General features: G+C 37.9%; 20 protein-coding genes and 1 riboswitch. Of the genes, 18 read left to right on the top strand and 2 right to left on the bottom strand.

Annotated elements, in window-relative coordinates; all coding sequences use genetic code 11:
• Positions 1-35 precede the first annotated feature (35 nt).
• The 5 genes from NP781_RS20600 (at position 36) to NP781_RS20580 (ending at position 4,295) form a co-directional block, all read left to right on the top strand.
• Positions 36-1,163 carry an MBL fold metallo-hydrolase gene (locus tag NP781_RS20600; RefSeq protein WP_221681526.1) on the top strand — a complete coding sequence of 376 codons (1,128 nt, stop codon included), beginning with the start codon at positions 36-38 and terminating at the stop codon, positions 1,161-1,163.
• A gap of 144 nt (positions 1,164-1,307) precedes the next feature.
• Entirely contained in the window at positions 1,308-1,535 is a 228-nt protein-coding gene (locus tag NP781_RS20595) for a sulfurtransferase TusA family protein (RefSeq protein ID WP_370635382.1), read from the top strand.
• Positions 1,536-1,615: 80 nt separating this feature from the next.
• On the top strand, positions 1,616-2,392 hold the full coding sequence (locus tag NP781_RS20590; protein ID WP_004231867.1) for a sulfite exporter TauE/SafE family protein: 777 nt from the start codon (positions 1,616-1,618) through the stop codon (positions 2,390-2,392).
• Positions 2,393-2,405: 13 nt separating this feature from the next.
• Positions 2,406-3,110: a DsbA family oxidoreductase gene (locus tag NP781_RS20585; RefSeq protein ID WP_221681524.1), complete on the top strand. Its 705-nt coding sequence runs from the start codon at positions 2,406-2,408 to the stop codon at positions 3,108-3,110.
• A 234-nt stretch (positions 3,111-3,344) separates the two neighbouring features.
• Positions 3,345-4,295, top strand: coding sequence for a c-type cytochrome (locus NP781_RS20580; RefSeq protein WP_221681523.1), 951 nt, complete (start codon positions 3,345-3,347; stop codon positions 4,293-4,295).
• 39 nt (positions 4,296-4,334) lie between these two features.
• Here NP781_RS20580 and NP781_RS20575 read toward each other — a convergent pair whose 3' ends face one another.
• Positions 4,335-6,029 carry an FAD-dependent oxidoreductase gene (locus tag NP781_RS20575; protein ID WP_257520702.1) on the bottom strand — a complete coding sequence of 565 codons (1,695 nt, stop codon included), beginning with the start codon at positions 6,027-6,029 and terminating at the stop codon, positions 4,335-4,337.
• Between the two features lie 251 nt (positions 6,030-6,280).
• Between NP781_RS20575 and NP781_RS20570 the strand changes: the two genes are divergently transcribed.
• Entirely contained in the window at positions 6,281-8,269 is a 1,989-nt protein-coding gene (locus NP781_RS20570; RefSeq protein WP_221681517.1) for an ABC1 kinase family protein, read from the top strand.
• Positions 8,270-8,591: 322 nt separating this feature from the next.
• Entirely contained in the window at positions 8,592-9,746 is a 1,155-nt protein-coding gene (locus NP781_RS20565) for a C40 family peptidase (RefSeq protein ID WP_004231877.1), read from the top strand.
• A 156-nt stretch (positions 9,747-9,902) separates the two neighbouring features.
• On the opposite strand, the gene ytvI is transcribed toward NP781_RS20565, so the two are convergent.
• Positions 9,903-10,961 (bottom strand): sporulation integral membrane protein YtvI, encoded by a 1,059-nt coding sequence (ytvI, locus tag NP781_RS20560; RefSeq protein ID WP_257520701.1) that lies wholly within the window; start codon positions 10,959-10,961, stop codon positions 9,903-9,905.
• Between the two features lie 90 nt (positions 10,962-11,051).
• On the opposite strand from ytvI, the gene NP781_RS20555 reads away from it, so the two are divergent.
• The 11 genes from NP781_RS20555 to NP781_RS20505 all read left to right on the top strand — a co-directional run bounded on the left by NP781_RS20555 (position 11,052) and on the right by NP781_RS20505 (position 20,936).
• Positions 11,052-11,606, top strand: a complete 555-nt coding sequence (locus NP781_RS20555; protein ID WP_202342270.1) for a hypothetical protein — start codon at positions 11,052-11,054, stop codon at positions 11,604-11,606.
• Positions 11,607-11,687: 81 nt separating this feature from the next.
• The gene (locus NP781_RS20550; protein WP_009370639.1) at positions 11,688-12,233 is read left to right on the top strand and encodes a glutathione peroxidase; all 546 of its coding nucleotides are present in this window, start codon (positions 11,688-11,690) and stop codon (positions 12,231-12,233) included.
• A gap of 118 nt (positions 12,234-12,351) precedes the next feature.
• A riboswitch (cobalamin riboswitch) is annotated at positions 12,352-12,550 on the top strand.
• Positions 12,551-12,707: 157 nt separating this feature from the next.
• Positions 12,708-13,265 (top strand): hypothetical protein, encoded by a 558-nt coding sequence (locus NP781_RS20545; protein ID WP_257520700.1) that lies wholly within the window; start codon positions 12,708-12,710, stop codon positions 13,263-13,265.
• Positions 13,249-14,199, top strand: coding sequence for an ABC transporter substrate-binding protein (locus tag NP781_RS20540; protein WP_257520699.1), 951 nt, complete (start codon positions 13,249-13,251; stop codon positions 14,197-14,199). The genes NP781_RS20545 and NP781_RS20540 overlap by 17 nt, the downstream gene beginning before the upstream one ends.
• Before the next feature lie 145 nt (positions 14,200-14,344).
• Positions 14,345-15,112 carry a tyrosine-protein phosphatase gene (locus NP781_RS20535; protein WP_257520698.1) on the top strand — a complete coding sequence of 256 codons (768 nt, stop codon included), beginning with the start codon at positions 14,345-14,347 and terminating at the stop codon, positions 15,110-15,112.
• 134 nt (positions 15,113-15,246) lie between these two features.
• Positions 15,247-16,614 carry an MATE family efflux transporter gene (locus NP781_RS20530; protein WP_221681512.1) on the top strand — a complete coding sequence of 456 codons (1,368 nt, stop codon included), beginning with the start codon at positions 15,247-15,249 and terminating at the stop codon, positions 16,612-16,614.
• Between the two features lie 2 nt (positions 16,615-16,616).
• Positions 16,617-17,450 carry a putative RNA methyltransferase gene (locus NP781_RS20525; protein WP_257520697.1) on the top strand — a complete coding sequence of 278 codons (834 nt, stop codon included), beginning with the start codon at positions 16,617-16,619 and terminating at the stop codon, positions 17,448-17,450.
• A gap of 79 nt (positions 17,451-17,529) precedes the next feature.
• Entirely contained in the window at positions 17,530-18,132 is a 603-nt protein-coding gene (locus NP781_RS20520) for a lysophospholipid acyltransferase family protein (protein WP_048394163.1), read from the top strand.
• 60 nt (positions 18,133-18,192) lie between these two features.
• Positions 18,193-18,654 carry a low molecular weight protein-tyrosine-phosphatase gene (locus NP781_RS20515; protein WP_221681510.1) on the top strand — a complete coding sequence of 154 codons (462 nt, stop codon included), beginning with the start codon at positions 18,193-18,195 and terminating at the stop codon, positions 18,652-18,654.
• Between the two features lie 202 nt (positions 18,655-18,856).
• The gene (locus NP781_RS20510) at positions 18,857-19,576 is read left to right on the top strand and encodes a YebC/PmpR family DNA-binding transcriptional regulator (RefSeq protein WP_004231899.1); all 720 of its coding nucleotides are present in this window, start codon (positions 18,857-18,859) and stop codon (positions 19,574-19,576) included.
• 64 nt (positions 19,577-19,640) lie between these two features.
• A complete protein-coding gene (locus NP781_RS20505) occupies positions 19,641-20,936 on the top strand; it encodes an arsenic transporter (protein WP_257520696.1) in 1,296 nt (431 codons plus the stop codon).
• The last annotated feature ends 77 nt before the right edge of the window (positions 20,937-21,013 follow it).

Below are 21,013 nucleotides of genomic sequence, written 5' to 3'. Positions count from 1 at the left end.
AAAACGTAAAAATAATACCAATGGGGGTAATTGAGATGTCAATTCAAAAATGGAGCGCGTCACAAGTAGCTAAAAAGGTTATTCACAATGAAGAGTTGTTTATTTTAGATGTTCGTAATGCGGATGCATTCGAAGATTGGAAAATTGATGGCCATCGTTTTGAGTATTTAAATATACCGTATTTTGAACTGTTAGATGGTATTGATAATATTTTACCGAATATCCCAACTGATAAAGAAGTATTAGTCGTTTGTGCAAAAGAAGGATCGTCTTTAATGGTCGCTGAAATGTTAGCTGAGGCAGGTATTGAGGTTGCCTATTTAGCAGGAGGTATGAAATCCTGGAGTGAATATTTAGAGCCGATTAAAGTAGGTGATTTAACAGGCGGTGGTGAGCTTTATCAGTTTGTTCGCTTAGGAAAGGGGTGTCTGTCTTATATGGTCCTTTCTGAAGGTGAAGCAGCTATTATTGATGCTGTACGTTTTACAGATGTGTTTATAAACTTTGCAGAACTTAAAAATGTCCAAATTAAACATGTTTTTGATACACACTTACATGCTGATCACATTTCAGGTGGGCGCCATATCGCAGAGATGACAGGTGCAACCTATTATTTGCCACCTAAGGACGCTGAGGAAGTTGTGTTCCACTATACACCATTAGTTGATGGAACGACTGTTCAAATCGGTGCATCAAAAATAGATGTAGGAGCTATTTATTCTCCTGGTCATACAATAGGTTCTACTTCATTTGTTGTTGACAGCAAATATTTATTAACAGGAGATATTTTATTTATCGACTCAATCGGACGTCCTGATTTAGCTGGCCTTGCTGATGACTGGGTTGGAGATTTACGAGACACGCTTTACAAGCGTTATCGAGAATTGTCTGATGAACTTATTGTCTTACCAGCACATTTTATGATTATTGATGAGCTGAATGAAGATGGAACGGTTGCAAGACGACTAGGGGATTTATTTGTACAAAACCATGGATTAAATATTCAAGATGAAGCAGAATTTAGACGTGTGGTAACAGATGAATTACCTCCACAACCCAATGCTTATCAGGAAATTCGTCAGGTGAATATGGGGAAAATAACACCTGAGTTAGATCAGCAAACAGAAATGGAAATTGGACCAAATCGCTGTGCAGTACGATAAAACATGCTAAAGTGCAATGAGTATGCATGTATGCTTATTATATGTAAAGTTCGTGAATTGAAGGCGCTCATCCTTCATGAAGATATAAAACAAGAAGAACCGGCAAAATCGCTTACAACCTTTGCCGAGTCGAAGGAGAATATGATGAAATCAAGTTTAAAACTAGATGCAAAAGGCCTTTCTTGTCCAATGCCTATTGTGAAGACAAAAAAAGCAATAGATACCCTAAAGTCTGGGGAAGTTTTAGAAGTTCAGGTGACAGATAAAGGAGCTTTAGCGGATATTCCTGCTTGGGCAAAAGCTGGAGGTCATATCATTTTAGATCAAGCTGAAGAGGCTGGCGTCATTACATTTTTCATTCAGAAAGCATAGGGCTGATTGAGGGTTGTCTATTACAGTAGAACAACCCTCCTTTCACTTTGTTGAATACAGCCAGAAAGAAGGAAAAATAAATGGATATTGCATGGATCTTAACCATTTTACTTATTGGTTTTCTCGGTTCATTTGTATCAGGGATGTTAGGTATTGGCGGTGCCATCATTAATTTCCCAATGCTATTATATATACCGCCATTACTAGGATTTGCGGCCTTTTCAGCACATGAGGTGTCAGGGATTAGTGCGATTCAGGTACTTTTTGCTGCTCTTTCTGGTGTTTGGGTCTATCGCAAAGGTGGGTATTTAAATAAATCACTCATTATCTATATGGGGAGCGCCATATTAATGGGAAGCTTTGTAGGTAGCTTCGGTTCGAAATTTTTATCAGAGTCAGGTATTAACATTGTCTATGGAATTCTTGCATTAATTGCTGCTGTGATGATGTTCATACCGAAAAAGCAAATTGATGATAAACCAATGCAGGCTGTTACATTTAATAAACCATTGGCGGTCCTATTAGCTTTCGTTGTTGGTATAGGTTCCGGGATTGTGGGGGCAGCTGGTGGATTTTTACTAGTACCTATCATGCTTGTGGTCTTAGGAATTCCTACTCGTATGACTATTGCGTCAAGCCTTGCTATTACGTTTATCTCCTCAATAGGAGGTACCATTGGTAAATTAATGACTGGACAAGTGGAATATTACCCGGCGCTCATCTTGATTGTATCAAGTCTAATAGCTGCTCCTCTAGGTGCGAGAATAGGGGGCAAGTTAAATACAAAATTCCTACAAATTATTTTAGCGATTCTTATATTAGCAACAGCTATTAAAATTTGGGTGGATATATTATAAAGGGGGTATGGTAATGAAAATAGAAGTCTTCTCTGATTTTACATGTCCATTTTGTTATATTGGCAAGCGAGAACTTGAACGGGCAATTGACATTGCAGGCTATACAGGACGAGTAGAAATAGAATATAAAGCATTTCAAATAGGCCCAGATAATCCGAAAGTGAATGCACCATCTTTTTATGAGGCGCTGGCTAAAAAATATGATGTCACGCTAGAAGAAGTGAAAGATATGGTTGAAGGTATAGCTTTGAGAGCAACGGAAGTTGGTTTGCATTATGATTTTGCTAAGATGAAAACAGCGCATACAGAAAAGGCTCATCGTTTAGCGAAATGGACGCAGCAATTTGGCAAAGCGACAGCTTATACGGAAGCACTAATGGCTGGTTATTTTAAAGATGGTGAAGATTTAAATAAAGATGAATTTTTATTAAAAGTTATTGCGCAATTAGATTTGGATAGAAGAGTAGCGGAGAGAATCTTAGCTTCAACTGATTTTAGTGAAGAGCTAGACAAGGATCGCTATGAAGCACAGCAACTTGGCGTGCAAAGTGTACCGTTCTTTGTATTTGAAAACCGTTATGGTATTAAAGGGGCTGAGCCGAATGAAGTGTTTGTGCGGACTTTGCATCAAGCTGCGGAAATAGCTGGTATTCAGCCAACAGTAACGATAAATGGTAATGGAGAATCAGCATGTGCTGATGGACAGTGTAAACTATAAGACTAAAAGGTGTCGAGTGCGAATTTGTACTCGATGCTTTTTTGTTTCGAAGTATATGGATACTGCAAGAGGTATTAAGTCTTGTTTTCTGTGTTATAGAACAAAATTAAATGTATAAATTAACCATTTTTATCATCTTAATGGTTCTATTTTGTGGTAGTGTGAGAAAAATCACATCCAATAAATTGTTATGTTGCTAAAATATAAGTGAGAATACAAAGGGGGGTATTATAGATGAAACCTATAGTAGCAGGAGTAGCAGGAACAGTACTGTTAGCAGGCGCCATTTTTGTTGGGACGTTTGTCAGTGACAAAATTACAGTTGATTCGAATGTAAGTGAGAAAGAAGCGACAGTGCAAACACAATTACCAACAACAGCAGCTGCTCAGTCAGTGGTCTATGCTCCGCCAAGTATTGAAGAAGTACCAGATGGTCCAATGAAAGAAGCAATATTAAATGGCTATGAACTTGTTAATAACACGCATGTTGCGGCAGATGAATATGTGGGCAACCAATTATCTTGCACAAGCTGTCATGCTGGTGCAGGCTATGACGAGCAAGCCTCATCATTAGTAGGTGTAATGGCAAATTATCCACAGTATATTGGACGCTCAGGTGGTGTGGTTACAATAGAAGAGCGCATTAATGGCTGTATGGTTCGTAGTATGAATGGTAAAAAATTCGAAATGAATAGTGATGAACTAGAGGCTATGGTGGCGTATTTCGCTTATATTTCTGAAGGTGTTCCGATTGGAGCAAAACGTGAATGGGCGGGCACTAGTGATATGAAGAATGTGCCGATTCCAAATGTTGCAGATGGTGAGGAGCTTTATGCACAGTCCTGTATAGCCTGTCATGCAGCTGATGGCGCAGGAACTGGTGCTAATACTGGTCCGGCTTTATGGGGAGATGATTCATTTAATGATGGCGCAGGCATGGCACGTATGTCTAAAATGGCTGGTTATATTCAAAATAATATGCCGATAGGTGCAGCGGGGACCTTAACAGATCAAGAAGCTGCAGATTTAGCTGCCTTTATTTTATCGCAGGATCGTCCAGAGTGGGCAAACCATGAAAAAGACTGGCCAAAAGGCGGGCGTCCAAATGACATCATGGATAAGGAAAAACGTGAACAAGTTAAAAATGGTACGATTGACTGGGAAAAAGTTTTGTCTACAAACTAACGAAGAAAAGGGATGCTAATAATCGGCATCCCTTTTAAGTTATTTAAAATTATAAGCAGTTACTATTTTATCTCTGTTCGTTGTGATATCTGTAAAATATTCATATAAGCTAATCCCAAGGAATGACCCACTTACATTAAAGACGTTAGAAAAACCGCTATTTTGAAGGGTCATAACAGCATTATAGCTACGCTGACCGGATCGGCAATGCACATACACTGCTTGATCCTTAGGAATTTCATCCATTCTTTCTCGAAGTTCACTTAGAGGAATATTGTGTGCATGAAGGAGATGACCAGATTCAAATTCATTCTTCTCGCGTACGTCTAAGAAGTAGGCTTGATTTTCAATGAGTGTTCTCACTTCATCAACTTTTACTTGCTTGAAGTGTCCATGTAATTGATTTTGAGCTACAAGAGCTGCCAAATTAACAATATCACGGGCAGTGCTAAACATTGGAGAATAGGATAGCTCCAGCTCCTTTAAATCTTCTAAAGTACCGCCCATTGTGATGAGGGTTGCTATTACATCAATTCGTTTATCTGCATTGCCTTTACCTATAGCTTGGGCTCCAAGGATTTTACCCGTTGGTGTTTCATAAACGAGCTTAAAGTGAAGCGGATTACTATTTGGCATTAAGCCTACTTTATCAGGAGCTATCAGATAAACACTTTTCGCCTGAAAGCCATTTGCTAGAGCTGTTTTTTCGTTCAAACCTGTTGTCGCACATGCGAGTTCAAAAATTTGTACACTTGAAGATCCAATAACCCCTTTATTGTGATGAGGGATGTTATACATATGATTAGCTGCAGCACGAGCTTGTCGCTGAGCGGGGCCGGCTAAAGCAAGTCGTGTCTTTTTATGGGTAAGTTGATGGAATACTTCAATCGCATCTCCCACAGCGTATATAGAAGGATCGGATGTCACATAATTAGCATCAACTTGAATGCCTCCGAGTTCACCGATAGTTAGCCCGGCTTCTTTGGCTAAGTGGATTTCAGGACGAACGCCAATCGCTAATACGACTGCTTGTGCTTTCAATTGTTTGCCTGAGTTCAACGTCACACTATTTGGTGTAACCTTTGCAAGACCGTCATTGACAATAACTTGAACCCCTTTATCAGTCATTTCCTTGTGTAAGATTTGAGCCATATCATAATCAAAAGGGGCCATAATTTGTTGGCCAAATTCAACTAGAGAGACATTATAGCCTGCTAGCTTCAAATTTTCTGCTACCTCTACACCAATGAAGCCTCCGCCGACCACGGCAATATCCTGTACATTCTCTGCTTGTAGATACCGATTTAAACGGTCAATATCAGCTACGTTTCTAATGGTAAAGACGTGCTTAGAATGAATGCCCTCTAAGTCAGGGACGATAGGACTTGCTCCTGGGGATAAAATTAACGTATCGTAACTTTCCTCATAATCTCTATTCGTTTTTAAATCCTTAATGGTGATGGTTTTTTGCTCTCTGTTAATACGTACAACTTCTTGTTGAACACGAGCCTCTATATTGTATTTTGTTTGAAAGCCTTGAGGCGTCATTAAAATTAATTTGTTGCTATCTTCAACAATCCCGCTTAAATGGAAGGGTAGAGAGCAATTAGAGAATGAAACATTTGGCCCCTTTTCAAACATAATAATTTCTGCCTTTTCATCGAGACGACGAATACGTGCCGCCGTGGATGCACCACCTGCAACGCCACCTACTACTAAAAATTTTTTTCTCAATTGATAAACACTCCTTTTCTTAGTAAATACTTATTAGGGTATTTAAAAGCATTTAAATGAAGGTTTTTCTTCTGAAAATAGGTGAATAATATAGTTTAAATACTACAAATAAATAATATACCCTTATAGGTATTTTATCAAGGTATAGAACTAATATATTTTTTGTTGTGTTGCTCGTTCAAGAAAGTTGGTGCACAAATTTGCTATACTAACGGTAGTAGGAAATGGAAATGGCTTAGGGGGTGACACTGTTGATCTTTTTGAAATTTTTAACCCAAATCCTCATAGTATCGGGTTTGATTTATATTGTAAGTGGACGATTAATTGGCTCGAATATTAATTTTGTGCGAAGAGTGCTGTCAGTCGTTATTAGTGTGACATTAACCTCTTTTGTATACTGGTATTCTTATCTGCGCCATACAGATTTTTTATCAGAAACGATGATGCAAACAGTAACTGAGGTAAGCACACTGATTTGGATCGGTAGTATGCTACTCATTTCGATGTTGCTTTATTTGGTATTTGAGCTTTTTGACCCTAGCGGCATTACGAATGGAGATCGCCGTCACGGCCAAAAATCTTTACTATTGCGATTGCGTAGCTATTGGCGACAGCAGAAACGCCTGCGTCAGGTATTAAAAATTGCTGTTACAAATGGTGTCGTACAAACGATTAAATATGCGAGGCAACGAGAAAATGAAAAAGAGCTTGCAATTGCTTTGCGTGCAACTTTAGAACAATGTGGTGGGATTTTCATTAAATTTGGCCAAGTGCTTTCCACACGAAAAGAGCTTTTTACACCTATTTTTATTGATGAATTAGAAAGGCTTCAGCACCGAGTAAGGCCTTTATCAGAGGAGCAAGTGAAACAAATTTTAGAGAGGTCTCTTCCGCAATCAATGGACGAAATATTTAGCCAATTTCAAATGGAGCCCATTGCAGCAGCCTCTATTGGCCAAGTGCATAAAGCAAGGCTTAAGGATTATGAAGAGGTGGTAGTCAAGCTATTGCGTCCAGAAGTAAAAGGTATTATGCGCGATGACCTTGAAATTTTAGAGGAATTTGCTAATTGGCTATCCACAAAATCAACCTGGGCAGAATCATTGGGCTTTAGAGAGTTGGCTGGGGGATTTGCAGATGGACTACGTGAGGAGATTCATTTAGATATTGAAGTACGTAATACGCTACAGGTGAAGAATGCACTGGCGAAAAGCGATTACAAGGTTCGAATTCCTAAAATATTTACGCCTTACAGTAATGAAAATGTTATTGTGATGGAGTATATTCGTGGACAAAGTGTGGCAGATGGGGCATCTGAATTTAATCGTTTGTCTATTGATCGTAGGCAGTTTGCAAGAACCGTCCTCTATTCATTTTTTGAGCAGATGCTATTCTCTGGTATTTTTCATGCAGACCCACATCCAGGAAATATCCATATAGATGAATCAGATGGCACACCAGTCTTGCTTGACTTTGGCGCAGTAGGACGTCTAGGTGCAACACAGCAAGAAGGCTTAAAGTTATTTTTGATGGGCATTCAACTAAATGATTCAAGCGTTTTATATGATGGCTTAACATTATTAGTGGAAAATGCTGATCATGCAGAACGTGCGAGAATGGAACAGGCAATCGACCAAATATTACTGAAAATTTCCTATGTTGACCGTATACCTACTGAAGAATTAATTCACGCCCTGTTTACAGTGGTAAGAGATTTTGGACTTGCATTTTATCCAGCGGTGGGATTGGCTCTCCGTTCCTTAGTAACGTTAGATGGCACATTACGGGTAATAGATTCACGTTTTGATATCTTTACAGAGGCAAAGGATTTTTCTGCTACATATATGCGTGCCTCTTTCCTTAAACCTTTTAAAGAACCGATGGCAACTAAGGAGCGGCTGCAAGAAGAATTATCTATGCTTATACCGACTTTGCGTAAAATGCCTAGAAGAGTCGATCAGCTCATTCAGCGAGTTGAAAGCGGAAAAATCATTTTACATCATGATGTCTTTTCGGATGAGCATAATGCACGTTTTATTACACATTTGTTTTCTCAATTTGTTTTGCTGCTGGTGGGTATAACTTTTGGTATTATATCTGTCGCTCTTTTAGCAATATCACAATTTATCCATGATTCTTATGCGGTCTATTTGAACACAGCAGCATATTTAGGTTTATTTTTATGTGCCATTTTGTTAGTGAGATTATCTATACAAGCATTAAGGTCGATGAAGCAATAGGTAGGGAATTTTTTCCCTACCTTTTTTCTTTGATACCCTCAAATATTACAAAAACATTACAAAAGATCTACTGGGTCTAATGTCGAATTAGCTAATAGTTTCCCTGTGTAGAAGAAAAATGTGTTTTGTAGAATAATGTAGTTTATAGGCGAATGTTACAGAAATATTTCGAGTTTTACTAATGTATTAAATAGACATGAAATAGTATAAAAGTTATGTAGAAAATGCTAAACTTTAAAAGGCTAAAATAAATATAAGAACATTTAATTAAAATAGAAATCGTTCAAGTGATTACATGGAATATCGAGAGCGAAATTGATAGATGAAGGGAAATGAAGGTAACGTGGCTAAGCGTAACAAATGGCGTAAGTCGATGGTGCTAGCATTAGCACTAGCTGGCGGCTTATTATTTAATACAATTCAACCAACAGAAGTACATGCCGAAGAAACATCTCAACAAATGATTGAGAAAAAGGCAGAAATAGATGCACAAATTAAAAAATTACAAGAAGAACTAACGAAACTACAACAAGAGATCGACGCAAAAGTAAAGGTATTTAAACAAGTACAAGCTGATATTAAAGAAGTGGATGCTAGTATTGTTGAAACACAAAAACGCATCGAGCAACGTTCAAAAATTTTAAGTGAACGTATGGCTGCATACCAAGCGCAAGACAACACTGTAGGTGTTTATTTAAACGTAGTGCTTGAGGCAAAAAGCTTTGCAGATTTAATGGATCGTGTCGTAGCGGTAAAAACATTAATGGATGCTGACCAAGAATTAGTGGATCAACAGGAAGCAGATAAAGCAAGCTTAGAGCAACAAAAAGCTACATTAGATGAAAAACAAAAGGAACTTCAAAAACAATTCCAAGAGCTTCAGCAAAAAGAAAGCGAAATGGAAGTGAAGAAAGCTGAGAACGAAGCGAAATCACTTGCATTAAAAGCTGAAATTGCAACGAAACAAGAAGAAGAACGTTTAGAAGCAGAGCGTAAAGCAGCTGAAGAAGAGGCAGCTCGTTTACGTGCACTTCAAGCAGCTACACCAGTTATACAAGCAACTCAAAATAATGGTGGAGGCGAACCACAAAAGATTATTGTTGGGTCAGGAGCTGGCACTGTTTCTTCAGGAGATGCCATTTCAACAGCTAAACAATTCCTAGGACGTCCTTATGTTTGGGGTGGTAGCAACCCATCAACAGGTTTTGACTGTTCGGGTCTTGTACAATGGTCATATAAGCAAGCGGGTGTTTCTTTACCTCGTACAGCATCACAACAATATTTAGCAACACAACGCATTTCAGCAGGTGAAGCACGTGTTGGGGACTTAGTGTTCTTCAGCTATGGTTCAGGGGTTGCACACGTAGGTATTTATTTAGGTAATAACACAATGATCGACGCTCAAAACAATGGTGTCGTAATTGAGTCACTTGATTGGTGGAATCAATACTTAGTAGGCTTTGGACGTATTCAATAGGCCTCACTATTATATAGACGGTTGATATAAGAAAAAGGTCATCTTTGTAGAGAAAAATATACAAAGATTGACCTTTTTATTTTGCATTTCTTTCAAAAGAAACAAGACGACTACTTCTATTCTTGAAAAGAGATTTCCCTGCATACTAGATTGATATTAAATTTTAAAATTTACTTTGATGACACCTGTCTCTTTCAACGCAATAAAGAAAATAATAACGAATGGACCAACAAGTAAACCGATAATACCAAATAACTGTAGACCTATGAACATGGAAATTAATGTTGGTAAAGTGGACAAACCGATATGGTCTCCCATTAACTTAGGCTCGACTACTCGACGAATAATAAGTAAAATAGCAGCTAAGATGAATAATTTTACAGCTATAGAGGTGTTTCCCATCAATAGGTGGTAAAGCCCCCATGGCGCTAGAATAATGATAGAGCCTAGGAATGGTACAATATCTATTAACCAGATAATAACCGTCATTGTTACTGCGTATTTCGGTTGGATTAATAGCAGTCCAATGAGTGTGACGCCTCCAATAATAAAGCTTACAAATAAGTGAGCCTTCATATAGCCAAATGTAGCATCTTTTAAGCGATTTAAAATAATTTTTATCTTCTTTGCTGTATTGGGTTTTAAATATTTATAAGTGATTTGCTTTAACTTAGGCAAATCAAGCATAAATAGGAATAGCGCAATCATATAAACGAGAAGACTGATAAATAGGCTGGGTATCTCTGAAAAGAAGGCAGAAACTTTGCTATAATTAAAGAAGCTTAAAAAGGATTCTTCAACTTTCTTTATGAAATCCATTGTGGTTTTTTGAAGCGAAGCACTTACTTCAGGTGGAAAGTCTTCTGTGTATTTAGAAATATTTTCTTGCATATGAAGCCACATATCTGATAGCTTGGAAATATAATAGGGAGCTTGCTTAGATAGTAAAATTATTTGTGTCATTATTTGTGTAATGGATAGATAACAAATAATAGATATAACAATAACACTCACTATGTAAATAAAAGCAACTGCTATTTTCCGTGACATTTTCCATTTTCGTTTAAAGAACATGACAATGGGTTCTAAGAAAAATGCACTGATCCCAGCAAGTATTAAAGGCATGGACAATGGGATAACAAAATAGGCAGCTAGAAGTAGGGATATTATCACAATCAACCGAAAAATCAATTTCCTAGCATTAAATTTATTCATAAACTCACCTTCTTTGCGAAAAAAATTAAGTTAAGTGTACCATAAATCAAATTTTATTACGTTCTGAAACAATAAAGGTAGGGATGAATTATGGAAAAAGAGATTTTGCAACTTTTTAGTAATCTAACAGAGCATGATCGCGATATTCAATATGAATCTTACGAGGAATTAATGAAAATTATGCAGGAACCCGTAGATTGGACATATGCAGTTTGGGAACAGCTAATAAAAGCACTTACATACAATAATGGTTATTCTCGTGCACGTGCTGCACAAATTTTATGCGCTTTAGCTGCAAAAAGTGATCCAGAAGAAAGGGTCTTGGAGGATTTTTTAAAGATTTGGGCTGTGACTTACGATGAACAATCTGCTACAGCAAGGCATGCATTACAGGCCATTTGGAAAATTGGACAGGCGGGTCAAGTACAAAGAGATTTGGTTGTATCGTATCTAGCTAAAAGATTTCAAACATGTATAGATGAAAAACAGCCATCTCTTATTCGTCAGGATATTATTATGTCATTTAAAAAGCTATATGATCAAACAAATGACTCGAAATTATTAGATATTGCCCATCGTTTAATTAATGAAGAACAAGATGCTAAATATAAAAAGAAGTATAAGTCAGCCATCCGTTCAAAGTAGCGAGGTGGTGTTTTTTTGTGCAAATTCTTTGATGAACGGTAGAATAGTCAACTATAATGAATGAAAAAAGGGGATTATAGCATGAGCATTTATAATTATCTAGTTCGGAAGCCTAATGGCGAAATTTTATCAATGGAAACATATCGTGGAAAAACAATGTTAATTGTTAACACGGCAAACCAATGCCGATTTACATATCAATTTGAAGACTTACAGAAAATGTATGATAAATATGGAAAAGAGAATTTTGTAGTTCTTGGCTTCCCTTGTGATCAATTTGGCCATCAAAATCCTGAGGATGGAGAGGAAACTAAGCATCTATGCAAGGTAAACTATGGGGTCACATTCCCGATTTTTGAGCTTGTACAGGTAAATGGAGAGGCTACACATCCACTCTTTAATTATTTAAAGCATGAAGTGAATTACCGAGAGTTTGGGAAGGCAAGTATGCAGGAGAAAATGTTGGCAGAAGCAATTGTTCAACTTGCCCCAAGCTTTTTAGATGGTCGTAACATTCGCTGGAACTTTACAAAATTTCTAGTAGATGCTAATGGTAAGACCGTCGCACGCTTTGAACCAACAGATTCACAGCTCGATATTGAACAAGCAATTGAAACACTACTATAGTAAATTTCTTAATAATGTAAAAATTTGTTGGAATTTTCTCTTCTAGTGTTACTATATTTTAAAATTGAGTACAGCTATTTTTTTTGAATCATATATGATAAACTGCTTTACAAATGAAATATTCTTGCAGGATAAAGGTGCTAGTAAGCATAATCGGGAATCCGGTGAAAAACCGGAGCTGTTTCCGCAACTGTAAGTACAGCCATTATAAAGATTTACCACTGTCTCAAAGAAGATGGGAAGGTCCTTTATAACACATTCGTTTTATGTGACGAACTGTACAAGCCAGGAGACCGACCTTTATTTGAACGTATAAAAACTTCTCGGAAGCTAGGAGGATATACGGCAAATACATAGGCTTTGTCTAGTTTGATGGCTCAATCTTGTATTTTTGTCGTTCCTTTGCAAAAGGAGCGACTTTTTTTATGCCTTTCAAGTAAGAATTTTTCATTATAGAAAATAGGGGGGAAGCAAGTGAAAAAAGATGCCCGTTATTCTTGTTATCCATTTATGCGTGAGAAAGCTTCAACGGTTGATTTTGAAATTCGAACAGATAGCCTTACAACACATCTAGGAGTTGCATTAGCTGCGGTAAAAAAAGAGGATGTTCAAGTTGTTGCTGAGGATTTATTACTTATGTTACCTATGGCGTATCATGTGAATGGCTCAGTTCGTGGGAAATTAGCGGTAACTGAAGAGGATTTATCTTGGTTAAGTGAGCGTTATGATTTTTACGTTCGCCATGTGAAGGAAGAGATTCAAAGTTTTGTTTTACCTCAAGGAACAGAGGCCGCTGCAGCCTTACATCTTTGTCGCAGTGAGGCAAAAAAATCATATCGAACTTTACACAAAGTATCAGAAGAACGAGAGGTTCCTGCTATTCTTTTCGATTACCTTGGTTTATTAGCTAATGTATGTTTTGTCATGGCTGTTTTTATGAATCAGCAAGCTGGAATTTCTGAAATACCGTTTATTAGTAAATCCTACCCAATGAAAAAGAAAAAGGAGAATAACAATGAAGAAAGTATTTAATTTCCAATGGCTATCAGTGCTCTTACTTGCACTGGTATTAGCAGGCTGTGGCACTGCTGAAGATACAAAAAATAAAGATGCCTCGCAGGGTACACAACACGTAGAGAAAACAAGCTATAAAGTGACAGATGACCGTGGAGTGGAAATAGCGTTTAATGAAGTACCAAAAACAGTTGTATCTTTACAACCAAGTAATACTGAAATTTTGTTTGCTTTAGGTGTTGGCGATAAAATTGTAGGAGCAACTGAGTACGATACTTACCCAGAGGAAGCACAAAAAATTGAACGTGTCTCTGATACTACGAACTTTAACAGTGAAAGAATTATAGCGTTAAAGCCAGATGTTGTTATTGCTTATACAATCGGTGATAAGGATGCACTAAAGCCGCTTGAGGACGCAGGAATTAAAGTGTTTGTTATTCAATCTGCGACTACTTTCGATGATGTTTATGGAGATATCGAACAAATAGCTGCTGTGATGGATGTTGCTGATAAAGGAAATAAATTAAATGAAGAGATTAAAGCGAAAATTGCTGAAGTACAAACGAAGGTGAAGGACGTAAAAACGCCGAAAAATGTTTATTTAGAGGTTAGCCCTAAGCCAGACATATATACAGCAGGCTCTAGCACTTTCCAGCAAGAAATATTAGATGCAGCTAATGTTAATAATGTTTTTTCTGACTTGAATAGCTGGGCAAAAGTGAATGAGGAAGATGTTATTGCTAAAAATCCAGATATTATTTTAACAACAGTAAACTATACAGAAGATCCAATAGGAGAAATTCTTGGACGAGATGGTTGGAATACTGTGACAGCTATTCAAAACAAAGCGGTATTGTCCATCGATACAGATATCTCTAATCGACCTGGTCCGCGTATTGGTGAAGCTGTAGAATTAGTAGCGAAGGCTGTGTACCCAGAGTTATTTAAATAAGAAATGTTTCCATGCTAGCTGTCAGCCATTCAGCTAGCATTTTTTATGTGGTTTAAATTATTACCTAGCGTGAAAATTGGAATTAATGTAGTTTGTTCTTTAAAATAAAAGTAAGTATGCTTAATAATCTTAGGAGGTGTAGTGAGTGGAGCAATTAGAGACAAAGGTAATTCCATTTGAAGCAGTCCATAATTTCCGAGACATGGGTGGATATAAGACAAAAGATGGGCGTAGGGTAAAGAACGGTTTATTTTACCGCTCAGCTGCTCTTGGAAAAATGACACTGGCGGATAAAGAGCTATTTGAAACGTTAGGGATTAAAACCATTTTTGATTATCGCGATAACAATGAGGCGTATCATAATCCTAACCCAGTGTTCTCATATGCTCAATATATACAAATCCCAGCGAAGGGTAATCATGCTTTTGAAATGCCTACCAATGCTGGTGGTAGAGATTTCTATAAAGTGGTAAGCCCTGAGATGTTTCGAGATTTTTATGCACAAATGCCTTTTAACAATCTTTCATTTAAAGAGTTAATGCAAACGATTCAAAACCCTGATAATCTAGGTCTTGTACATCATTGCGCAGTTGGTAAGGACCGAACGGGTATTGGAGGAGCACTTATTTTGCTAGCTTTAGATGTACCTGAGGAGACCATCATGGAGGACTATTTAGATACTAATATACATTTACGTCCAATGGTAGAAAGAATGGCTCAGGCTATTCAGCATCAGTATAATGAGCAAGAACTACAGCAATTTTATGCATTAATGTCCGCCCGTGAAGACTATTTACAAGCAGCATTGGATGCGATGGATCGTCGCTATGGTTCTAAGACTGGGTTTTTAGAGCAGGAATTTGGCCTAACAATTGAAAAACGAGAGCAATTACAATCCTATTGCTTAATTTAAAAAATGGCCCTTTCACACGATGTGGGAGGGATTTATTATGTGGAAGCGCTGTATTCCTACAAATCTCTTTACAGTCTGAATATTTGTGATAAGATACAATAGATTTTTAAGAAAATATAGGAGAAGTGAAAGTATTGGCAGACACAATTAAAGAGACAAATAAGTTAAGTCTATTCCATTTAACATGGCCGATCTTCTTAGAAGTTTTTCTATTCATGTTGATGGGACTAGCCGATACTTTTATGCTCAGTGCTTTATCAGATAATGCTGTATCAGGAGTAGGTGCAGCCAATCAATATATCCATATTGCCATCTTGATTCTGGAAGTAGTGGGCAATGGTGCATCTATTGTTGTTTCCCAATATTTAGGCTCCAGACGCTTTTTTGAAGCGGCCAAGATCTCGGCGTTAGCGGTCACGATGAATTTGGTCGTTGGGCTTTTAATGAGTATTTTATTTTTCTTCTTTGCGAGACATTTAATGACAATGATGAACTTGCAGGGAGAAGTCCTCCACTATGCACAAAGTTACTTAGCCATCATTGGGAGTTTTATTTTCCTACAGGCTATTATTAATGCACTCGCAGCAATTATTCGTGTACATGGTTGGACAAAACAAACTATGTACGTTTCGCTTGGCATGAACGTCTTACATGTTGTGCTAAACTACGGTCTGATTTTTGGGAATTTAGGTTTCCCAGAGCTTGGTGTGAAAGGAGCGGCTATTTCCTCTGTCATTAGTCGCGGATTAGCCGTCCTAGTATTTTTCTGGTTGCTGTATCAGGTAATGGAAGTGCGTGTAAAGTTACAATATTATTTTGAGTATTCAAAGGAATATGTGAGGAAAATACTAAACATTGGTTTACCATCTGCGTTTGAACAGGTGCTTTATCAATTTTGCCAAATCATCTTTTTATATTATGCGACTTACTTAGGAGCAGAAACACTAGCAGCACGACAATATGCTATGAATATTTCGATGTTTACGTATTTATTTGCGATTGCCATTGGTACAGGAACAGCCATTATTATTGGTCGTCATGTAGGTGCAGGAGAAAAAGATGAGGCGTATCATCAGCTATGGAAAAGTGTCCGTGCAGCATTTGTTTTTACGATTATTATGGTTGCAGTCGTTACGCTATTCCGTAAGCCCCTTATGCAGGTTTTTACTGATAATCCAGAAGTCATTAAGATTGGGGCATCCGTGTTAGCATTAAGTATTTTACTAGAGACTGGTCGCACGATGAATATCGTTGTTATTAACTCTTTACGCGCTTCTGGGGATGCTAGATTCCCAGTGAAAATTGGTTTTCTATCAATGGTTTGCATGAGCCTGCCGCTTGGCTATTTATTTGTCTTTGTATTGGATTGGGGCTTGGTCGGAATTTGGCTAGCCATTTCAGCAGATGAATGGGTGCGGGCAATTATCGTATACTTTAGATGGAAAAGTCGTAAATGGGAGCGCTATGCTCTTGTATCACCAAACGACAAGAAGGAGGCATAGAAATGGGCGCATTATCGAAACGTGCTATCGGGGCGGCATTAATGGATCAATATATCACCCTTTTTGCTTGTCCAATCTGTCAGCGATCCATGCATGTCTATGAGCAGGGGAGATTGGTTTGTGCTTCTAACCATTCCTTTGATATTGCGAAACAAGGCTATGTCAATATGCTGACACATAGCGCCGCTTCTAAATATAGTAAGAGCCTTTTTGAATCCCGCAAGGCTGTTATTGATAGTGGGATTTATGATGCTGTAGAAGCTCGAATCGTTGAGCTTATAAGCTCTGCAAAAACAGTGCTTGATACTGGTTGTGGAGAGGGCTCACATTTAGCTCGCATTATGAATGATAGGGAGCATGGTATTGGCGTTGGAATTGACATAGCGAAGGAGGGCATTTTGGCTGCAGCACGTCATTATCCTCAACAAATTTGGTGTGTAGGGGATTTAGCTAAAAGTCCATTTGCTCAAGCGAGTTTCGATGCCATTTTAAATATATTATCGCCAGCAAATTATGAGGAGTTTAAACGACTTCTTACACCGAATGGCTGTCTTGTGAAGGTTGTACCGCAAAGTGGTTATTTGCGGGAACTGCGTGCTCAATTATATGCAGATTCAAACAAGGAAACTTACTCTAATGAACAAATTGTAGCTCGTTTTCAAGATAGTTTTCGTGAGGTAAACGTAGAACGCGTAACTTATACTTTACCGCTTTCAGAAGAGCTAGTACCCGCGCTATTAGAGATGACACCAATGGGGTGGCATAAAGCAGAACAAACAGCCGTTGAACTAAATCAAATCACGATTGATGTGGATCTATTAGTAGGGAAGGTTTAAGTTGGTCACCTGCAATTGCAGTATACTGGTCTTTTCGATTACAATGGGAATAACTATTGAATAAGGTAGGAATGTAACAGTGTATAAACTAGCAGCAAATGTTGTCAAAGTAATATTAAAATTAATGGGTTCAAAGGCTCGTGTATACGGAGAAGAAAACTTGCCGAAAGAGGGTGGGTTTATTATAGCTTGTACACATACCGGCTATGTTGATATTTTAAACCTTGGTGTAGCCATGTACCCTCGTGAAATTCACTTTATGGCGAAGAAGCAATTATTTGAAATGAAAGGGCTTGGCTGGCTTGTTAAGCATTTAAATGCTTTTCCGGTAGACCGTGATAATCCTGGACCAAGCGTGATTAAAATTCCTTCGCAGTTATTGAAGGAAGGTAAAATTGTAGGGATTTTCCCCTCTGGGACACGTAGTGCAGAAGGAACAGATTTAAAACAAGGGGCTATTACCATTGCACAGTTGGCAAAGGCGCAAATTGTTCCAGCTGCTTATGTTGGTGCACGTAATGTGGGCGATGTAATGAAGCGAGGTAAAGGCTATTTAATTTATGGTGAGCCATTTTATGTAACAGGCAAGGGTAAAGAAGGTCGTGAGCAGTTTACTCAACACCTTGAGCATGAATTAGTTGCTTTAACAGAAGAACTACAAAAACGTATTCCCGTAAAATAAAAGCAAATGGCACTCAGAATCAAATTGATTTTGAGTGCTTTGTTGTAGGAGGAAAATAAAATGATTCGAGTACTTTTCGTATGTTTAGGTAATATCTGTCGCTCACCCATGGCTGAGGCGGTCATGCGCGACTTGGTGAAGAAAGAGCATTTAGAAGATAAGATTGAAGTGGATTCCGCTGCTACCAGCTCATGGCATATTGGTGAACCTCCACATAGAGGTACACAGGATAAGCTTAGGGAATATGGTATTTCTACAATAGATATGCAAGGTCGACAATTACAAAAGTCAGATTTTGAAGAGTTTGCTTATATTATTGGAATGGATGAAAGCAATATTCGTAATATCCGTACAATACTAGGCCATCCAAACTCGCCAAAGATTTTTCGTTTTTTAGATTTAACAGCGCATCGCAAGGATGTCCCGGATCCTTATTATACAGGTGATTTTCAGGAAACCTATGAATTGGTGCAAGAAGGTTGTCAGGCATTACTAGCAAAAATTAAACAAGAGCTGTTGTAAGATGGCGCTAAAATCGTAAATTTTAACAGCCATTTTTTTTAGAAAAATGCTACCTTAAACATTGGTATATCTAGCTTTGTAAGCATCATTGTGTTATTATTTGCAGAGTAAAGATACGATAAGTATTTAATTACCATTTACAGATATGCAACTGCGTATCTATTATTTTTATAAATTTATCTTTTGAAAGAGAGTGGAAACAATGGGTCGTAAGTGGAACAATATTAAAGAAAAGAAAGCGTCTAAAGATCAAAGCACAAGCCGTATTAATGCAAAATTTGGGCGAGAAATTTATGTGGCAGCTAAATCAGGCGAACCAGATCCAGAGTCAAACCGTGCACTTAAAGTAGTGCTTGAACGCGCAAAAACATACAGTGTTCCAAAACATATTATAGAAAAAGCCATTGATAAAGCAAAAGGTGGCGGTGATGAAAGCTTTGATGAATTACGTTATGAAGGCTTTGGACCAGCCGGCACAATGATTATCGTGGATGCTTTAACAAACAATGTAAATCGTACAGCATCTGATGTACGTGCAGCATTTGGCAAAAATAACGGCAATATGGGTGTCAGTGGATCTGTAGCTTATATGTTCGATTCAACAGCAGTTATTGGTTTAGAAGGTAAAACGGCTGATGAAGTACTAGAGATTTTAATGGAAGCTGATATTGATGCTCGCGATATTTTAGAAGAGGAAGAAGCGGTAATTATTTATGCAGAGCCAGACCAATTCTTTGCAACACAAGAAGCATTAAAGGCTGCGGGCGTAGAAGAATTTACAGTAGCAGAGCTTTCTATGTTGCCTCAAACAGAAGTGACTTTAACTGGCGACGATGTAGCGAAGTTTGAAAAACTAATTGATGCATTAGAAGATTTAGAAGATGTACAAAATGTTTTCCACAACGCAGATTTAGGCGAATAAACCATTAACAAAATGAGTAAACCAGTAGCATTTAAGCTACTGGTTTTTAATTAGGGAGGAAAAGATGCAGACTGCTTTAGCCATTATTTTATTTTTAGTCACATTATTTTTTGTCATAGTACAACCTCGAAAACTATCAATTGGCTGGTCAGCCTGTATAGGAGCAGCTATTGCACTATTAATAGGTGTAGTAACCTGGCATGACGTGTTAGAGGTAACGGGGATTGTTTGGAATGCAACACTATCATTTATTGGTATTATTTTAATTTCCCTCATCTTAGATGAAATTGGCTTTTTCGAATGGGCGGCTCTACATATGGCACGACTTGCAAAGGGAAGTGGAATTCGCTTATTTGTTTATATTAGTTGCCTTGGAGCTGTTGTATCGGCTTTGTTTGCGAATGATGGTGGTGCTTTAATACTAACGCCGATCGTTTTAGCGATGGTGAGAAAACTGAACTTGAGTGAAAAAATGATCTTTCCATTTATTATTGCAAGTGGATTTATAGCAGACACAACCTCCTTACCTTTCATTATTAGCAATTTAACGAATATCGTATCAGCTGACTTTTTCGATATAGGCTTTATAGATTATGCAGTTCATATGTTTGTACCAAATTTCTTTTCGTTAGTGGCAAGTATAGTAGTACTTTACCTTGTTTTTCGTCGTTCCATTCCACAACATTATTCTCTTGAGGCAGTTGAGCAACCAAGTCAGGCAATCCGAGATCCCAAATTATTCTCGATCGCTTGGTATGTGATTGGGATTCTATTAGTGGGCTTCGTAGCTGGTGAGGTTTTACACATCCCTGTATCTTTTATTTTATGTGGGGTCGCTGCAATATTCTTATGGCTAGCACAGCGTAGCTCTGTGGTAGATACAAAAAGAGTTGTAAAGGGAGCGCCATGGAATATTGTGTTCTTCTCAATTGGCATGTATGTGGTTGTCTATGGGTTAAAAAATGTAGGAATGACAGGAGTGTTAGCAAATTTATTTGAACTAGCTATACAACAGGGCTTCGTAGTTGCAACGATGACGATGGGGTTTGTCGCTGCCATTTTGTCTGCTGTCATGAACAATTTACCTACTGTTATGATAGATGCTTTGGCAATTTCAGAAACAAGTGCATCGGGCATGATGAAAGAGGGGCTGATTTATGCAAATATAATTGGTACGAATTTAGGTCCAAAAATGACTCCGATTGGCTCACTGGCAACATTGCTATGGCTTCATATATTAGCCCAGAAAGGCATTAAAATTAGCTGGGGACAATATTTTAAAATCGGTGTTATTCTTACCATTCCGACACTGTTCGCCACTTTAATGGCATTAATTATTTGGATATGCTTAATATCATAGATTTATTGTCGAAATAGTTGAAAAAATAGTACAATAGGAACTACTAAGATATTAGTATATCAGTATATTAAAGGAGG

This window comes from Lysinibacillus sp. FN11 (assembly GCF_024628845.1).
Taxonomy (GTDB): Bacteria; Bacillota; Bacilli; order Bacillales_A; family Planococcaceae; genus Lysinibacillus; species Lysinibacillus capsici.
Note: the sequence above shows the minus strand (reverse complement) of the source record. Positions and strands in the feature narration are given on the sequence as shown.

Excerpts from the sequence above, each read along its gene's own strand:
- NP781_RS20600 (WP_221681526.1), top strand. The coding sequence starts at position 36 with ATGTCAATTCAAAAATGGAGCGCGTCACAAGTAGCTAAAAAGGTTATT.
- NP781_RS20595 (WP_370635382.1), top strand. The coding sequence starts at position 1,308 with ATGAAATCAAGTTTAAAACTAGATGCAAAAGGCCTTTCTTGTCCAATG.
- NP781_RS20590 (WP_004231867.1), top strand. The coding sequence starts at position 1,616 with ATGGATATTGCATGGATCTTAACCATTTTACTTATTGGTTTTCTCGGT.
- NP781_RS20585 (WP_221681524.1), top strand. The coding sequence starts at position 2,406 with ATGAAAATAGAAGTCTTCTCTGATTTTACATGTCCATTTTGTTATATT.
- NP781_RS20580 (WP_221681523.1), top strand. The coding sequence starts at position 3,345 with ATGAAACCTATAGTAGCAGGAGTAGCAGGAACAGTACTGTTAGCAGGC.
- NP781_RS20565 (WP_004231877.1), top strand. The coding sequence starts at position 8,592 with ATGAAGGGAAATGAAGGTAACGTGGCTAAGCGTAACAAATGGCGTAAG.
- ytvI (WP_257520701.1), bottom strand. The coding sequence starts at position 10,961 with ATGAATAAATTTAATGCTAGGAAATTGATTTTTCGGTTGATTGTGATA.
- NP781_RS20555 (WP_202342270.1), top strand. The coding sequence starts at position 11,052 with ATGGAAAAAGAGATTTTGCAACTTTTTAGTAATCTAACAGAGCATGAT.
- NP781_RS20550 (WP_009370639.1), top strand. The coding sequence starts at position 11,688 with ATGAGCATTTATAATTATCTAGTTCGGAAGCCTAATGGCGAAATTTTA.
- NP781_RS20540 (WP_257520699.1), top strand. The coding sequence starts at position 13,249 with ATGAAGAAAGTATTTAATTTCCAATGGCTATCAGTGCTCTTACTTGCA.
- NP781_RS20525 (WP_257520697.1), top strand. The coding sequence starts at position 16,617 with ATGGGCGCATTATCGAAACGTGCTATCGGGGCGGCATTAATGGATCAA.
- NP781_RS20515 (WP_221681510.1), top strand. The coding sequence starts at position 18,193 with ATGATTCGAGTACTTTTCGTATGTTTAGGTAATATCTGTCGCTCACCC.
- NP781_RS20510 (WP_004231899.1), top strand. The coding sequence starts at position 18,857 with ATGGGTCGTAAGTGGAACAATATTAAAGAAAAGAAAGCGTCTAAAGAT.
- NP781_RS20505 (WP_257520696.1), top strand. The coding sequence starts at position 19,641 with ATGCAGACTGCTTTAGCCATTATTTTATTTTTAGTCACATTATTTTTT.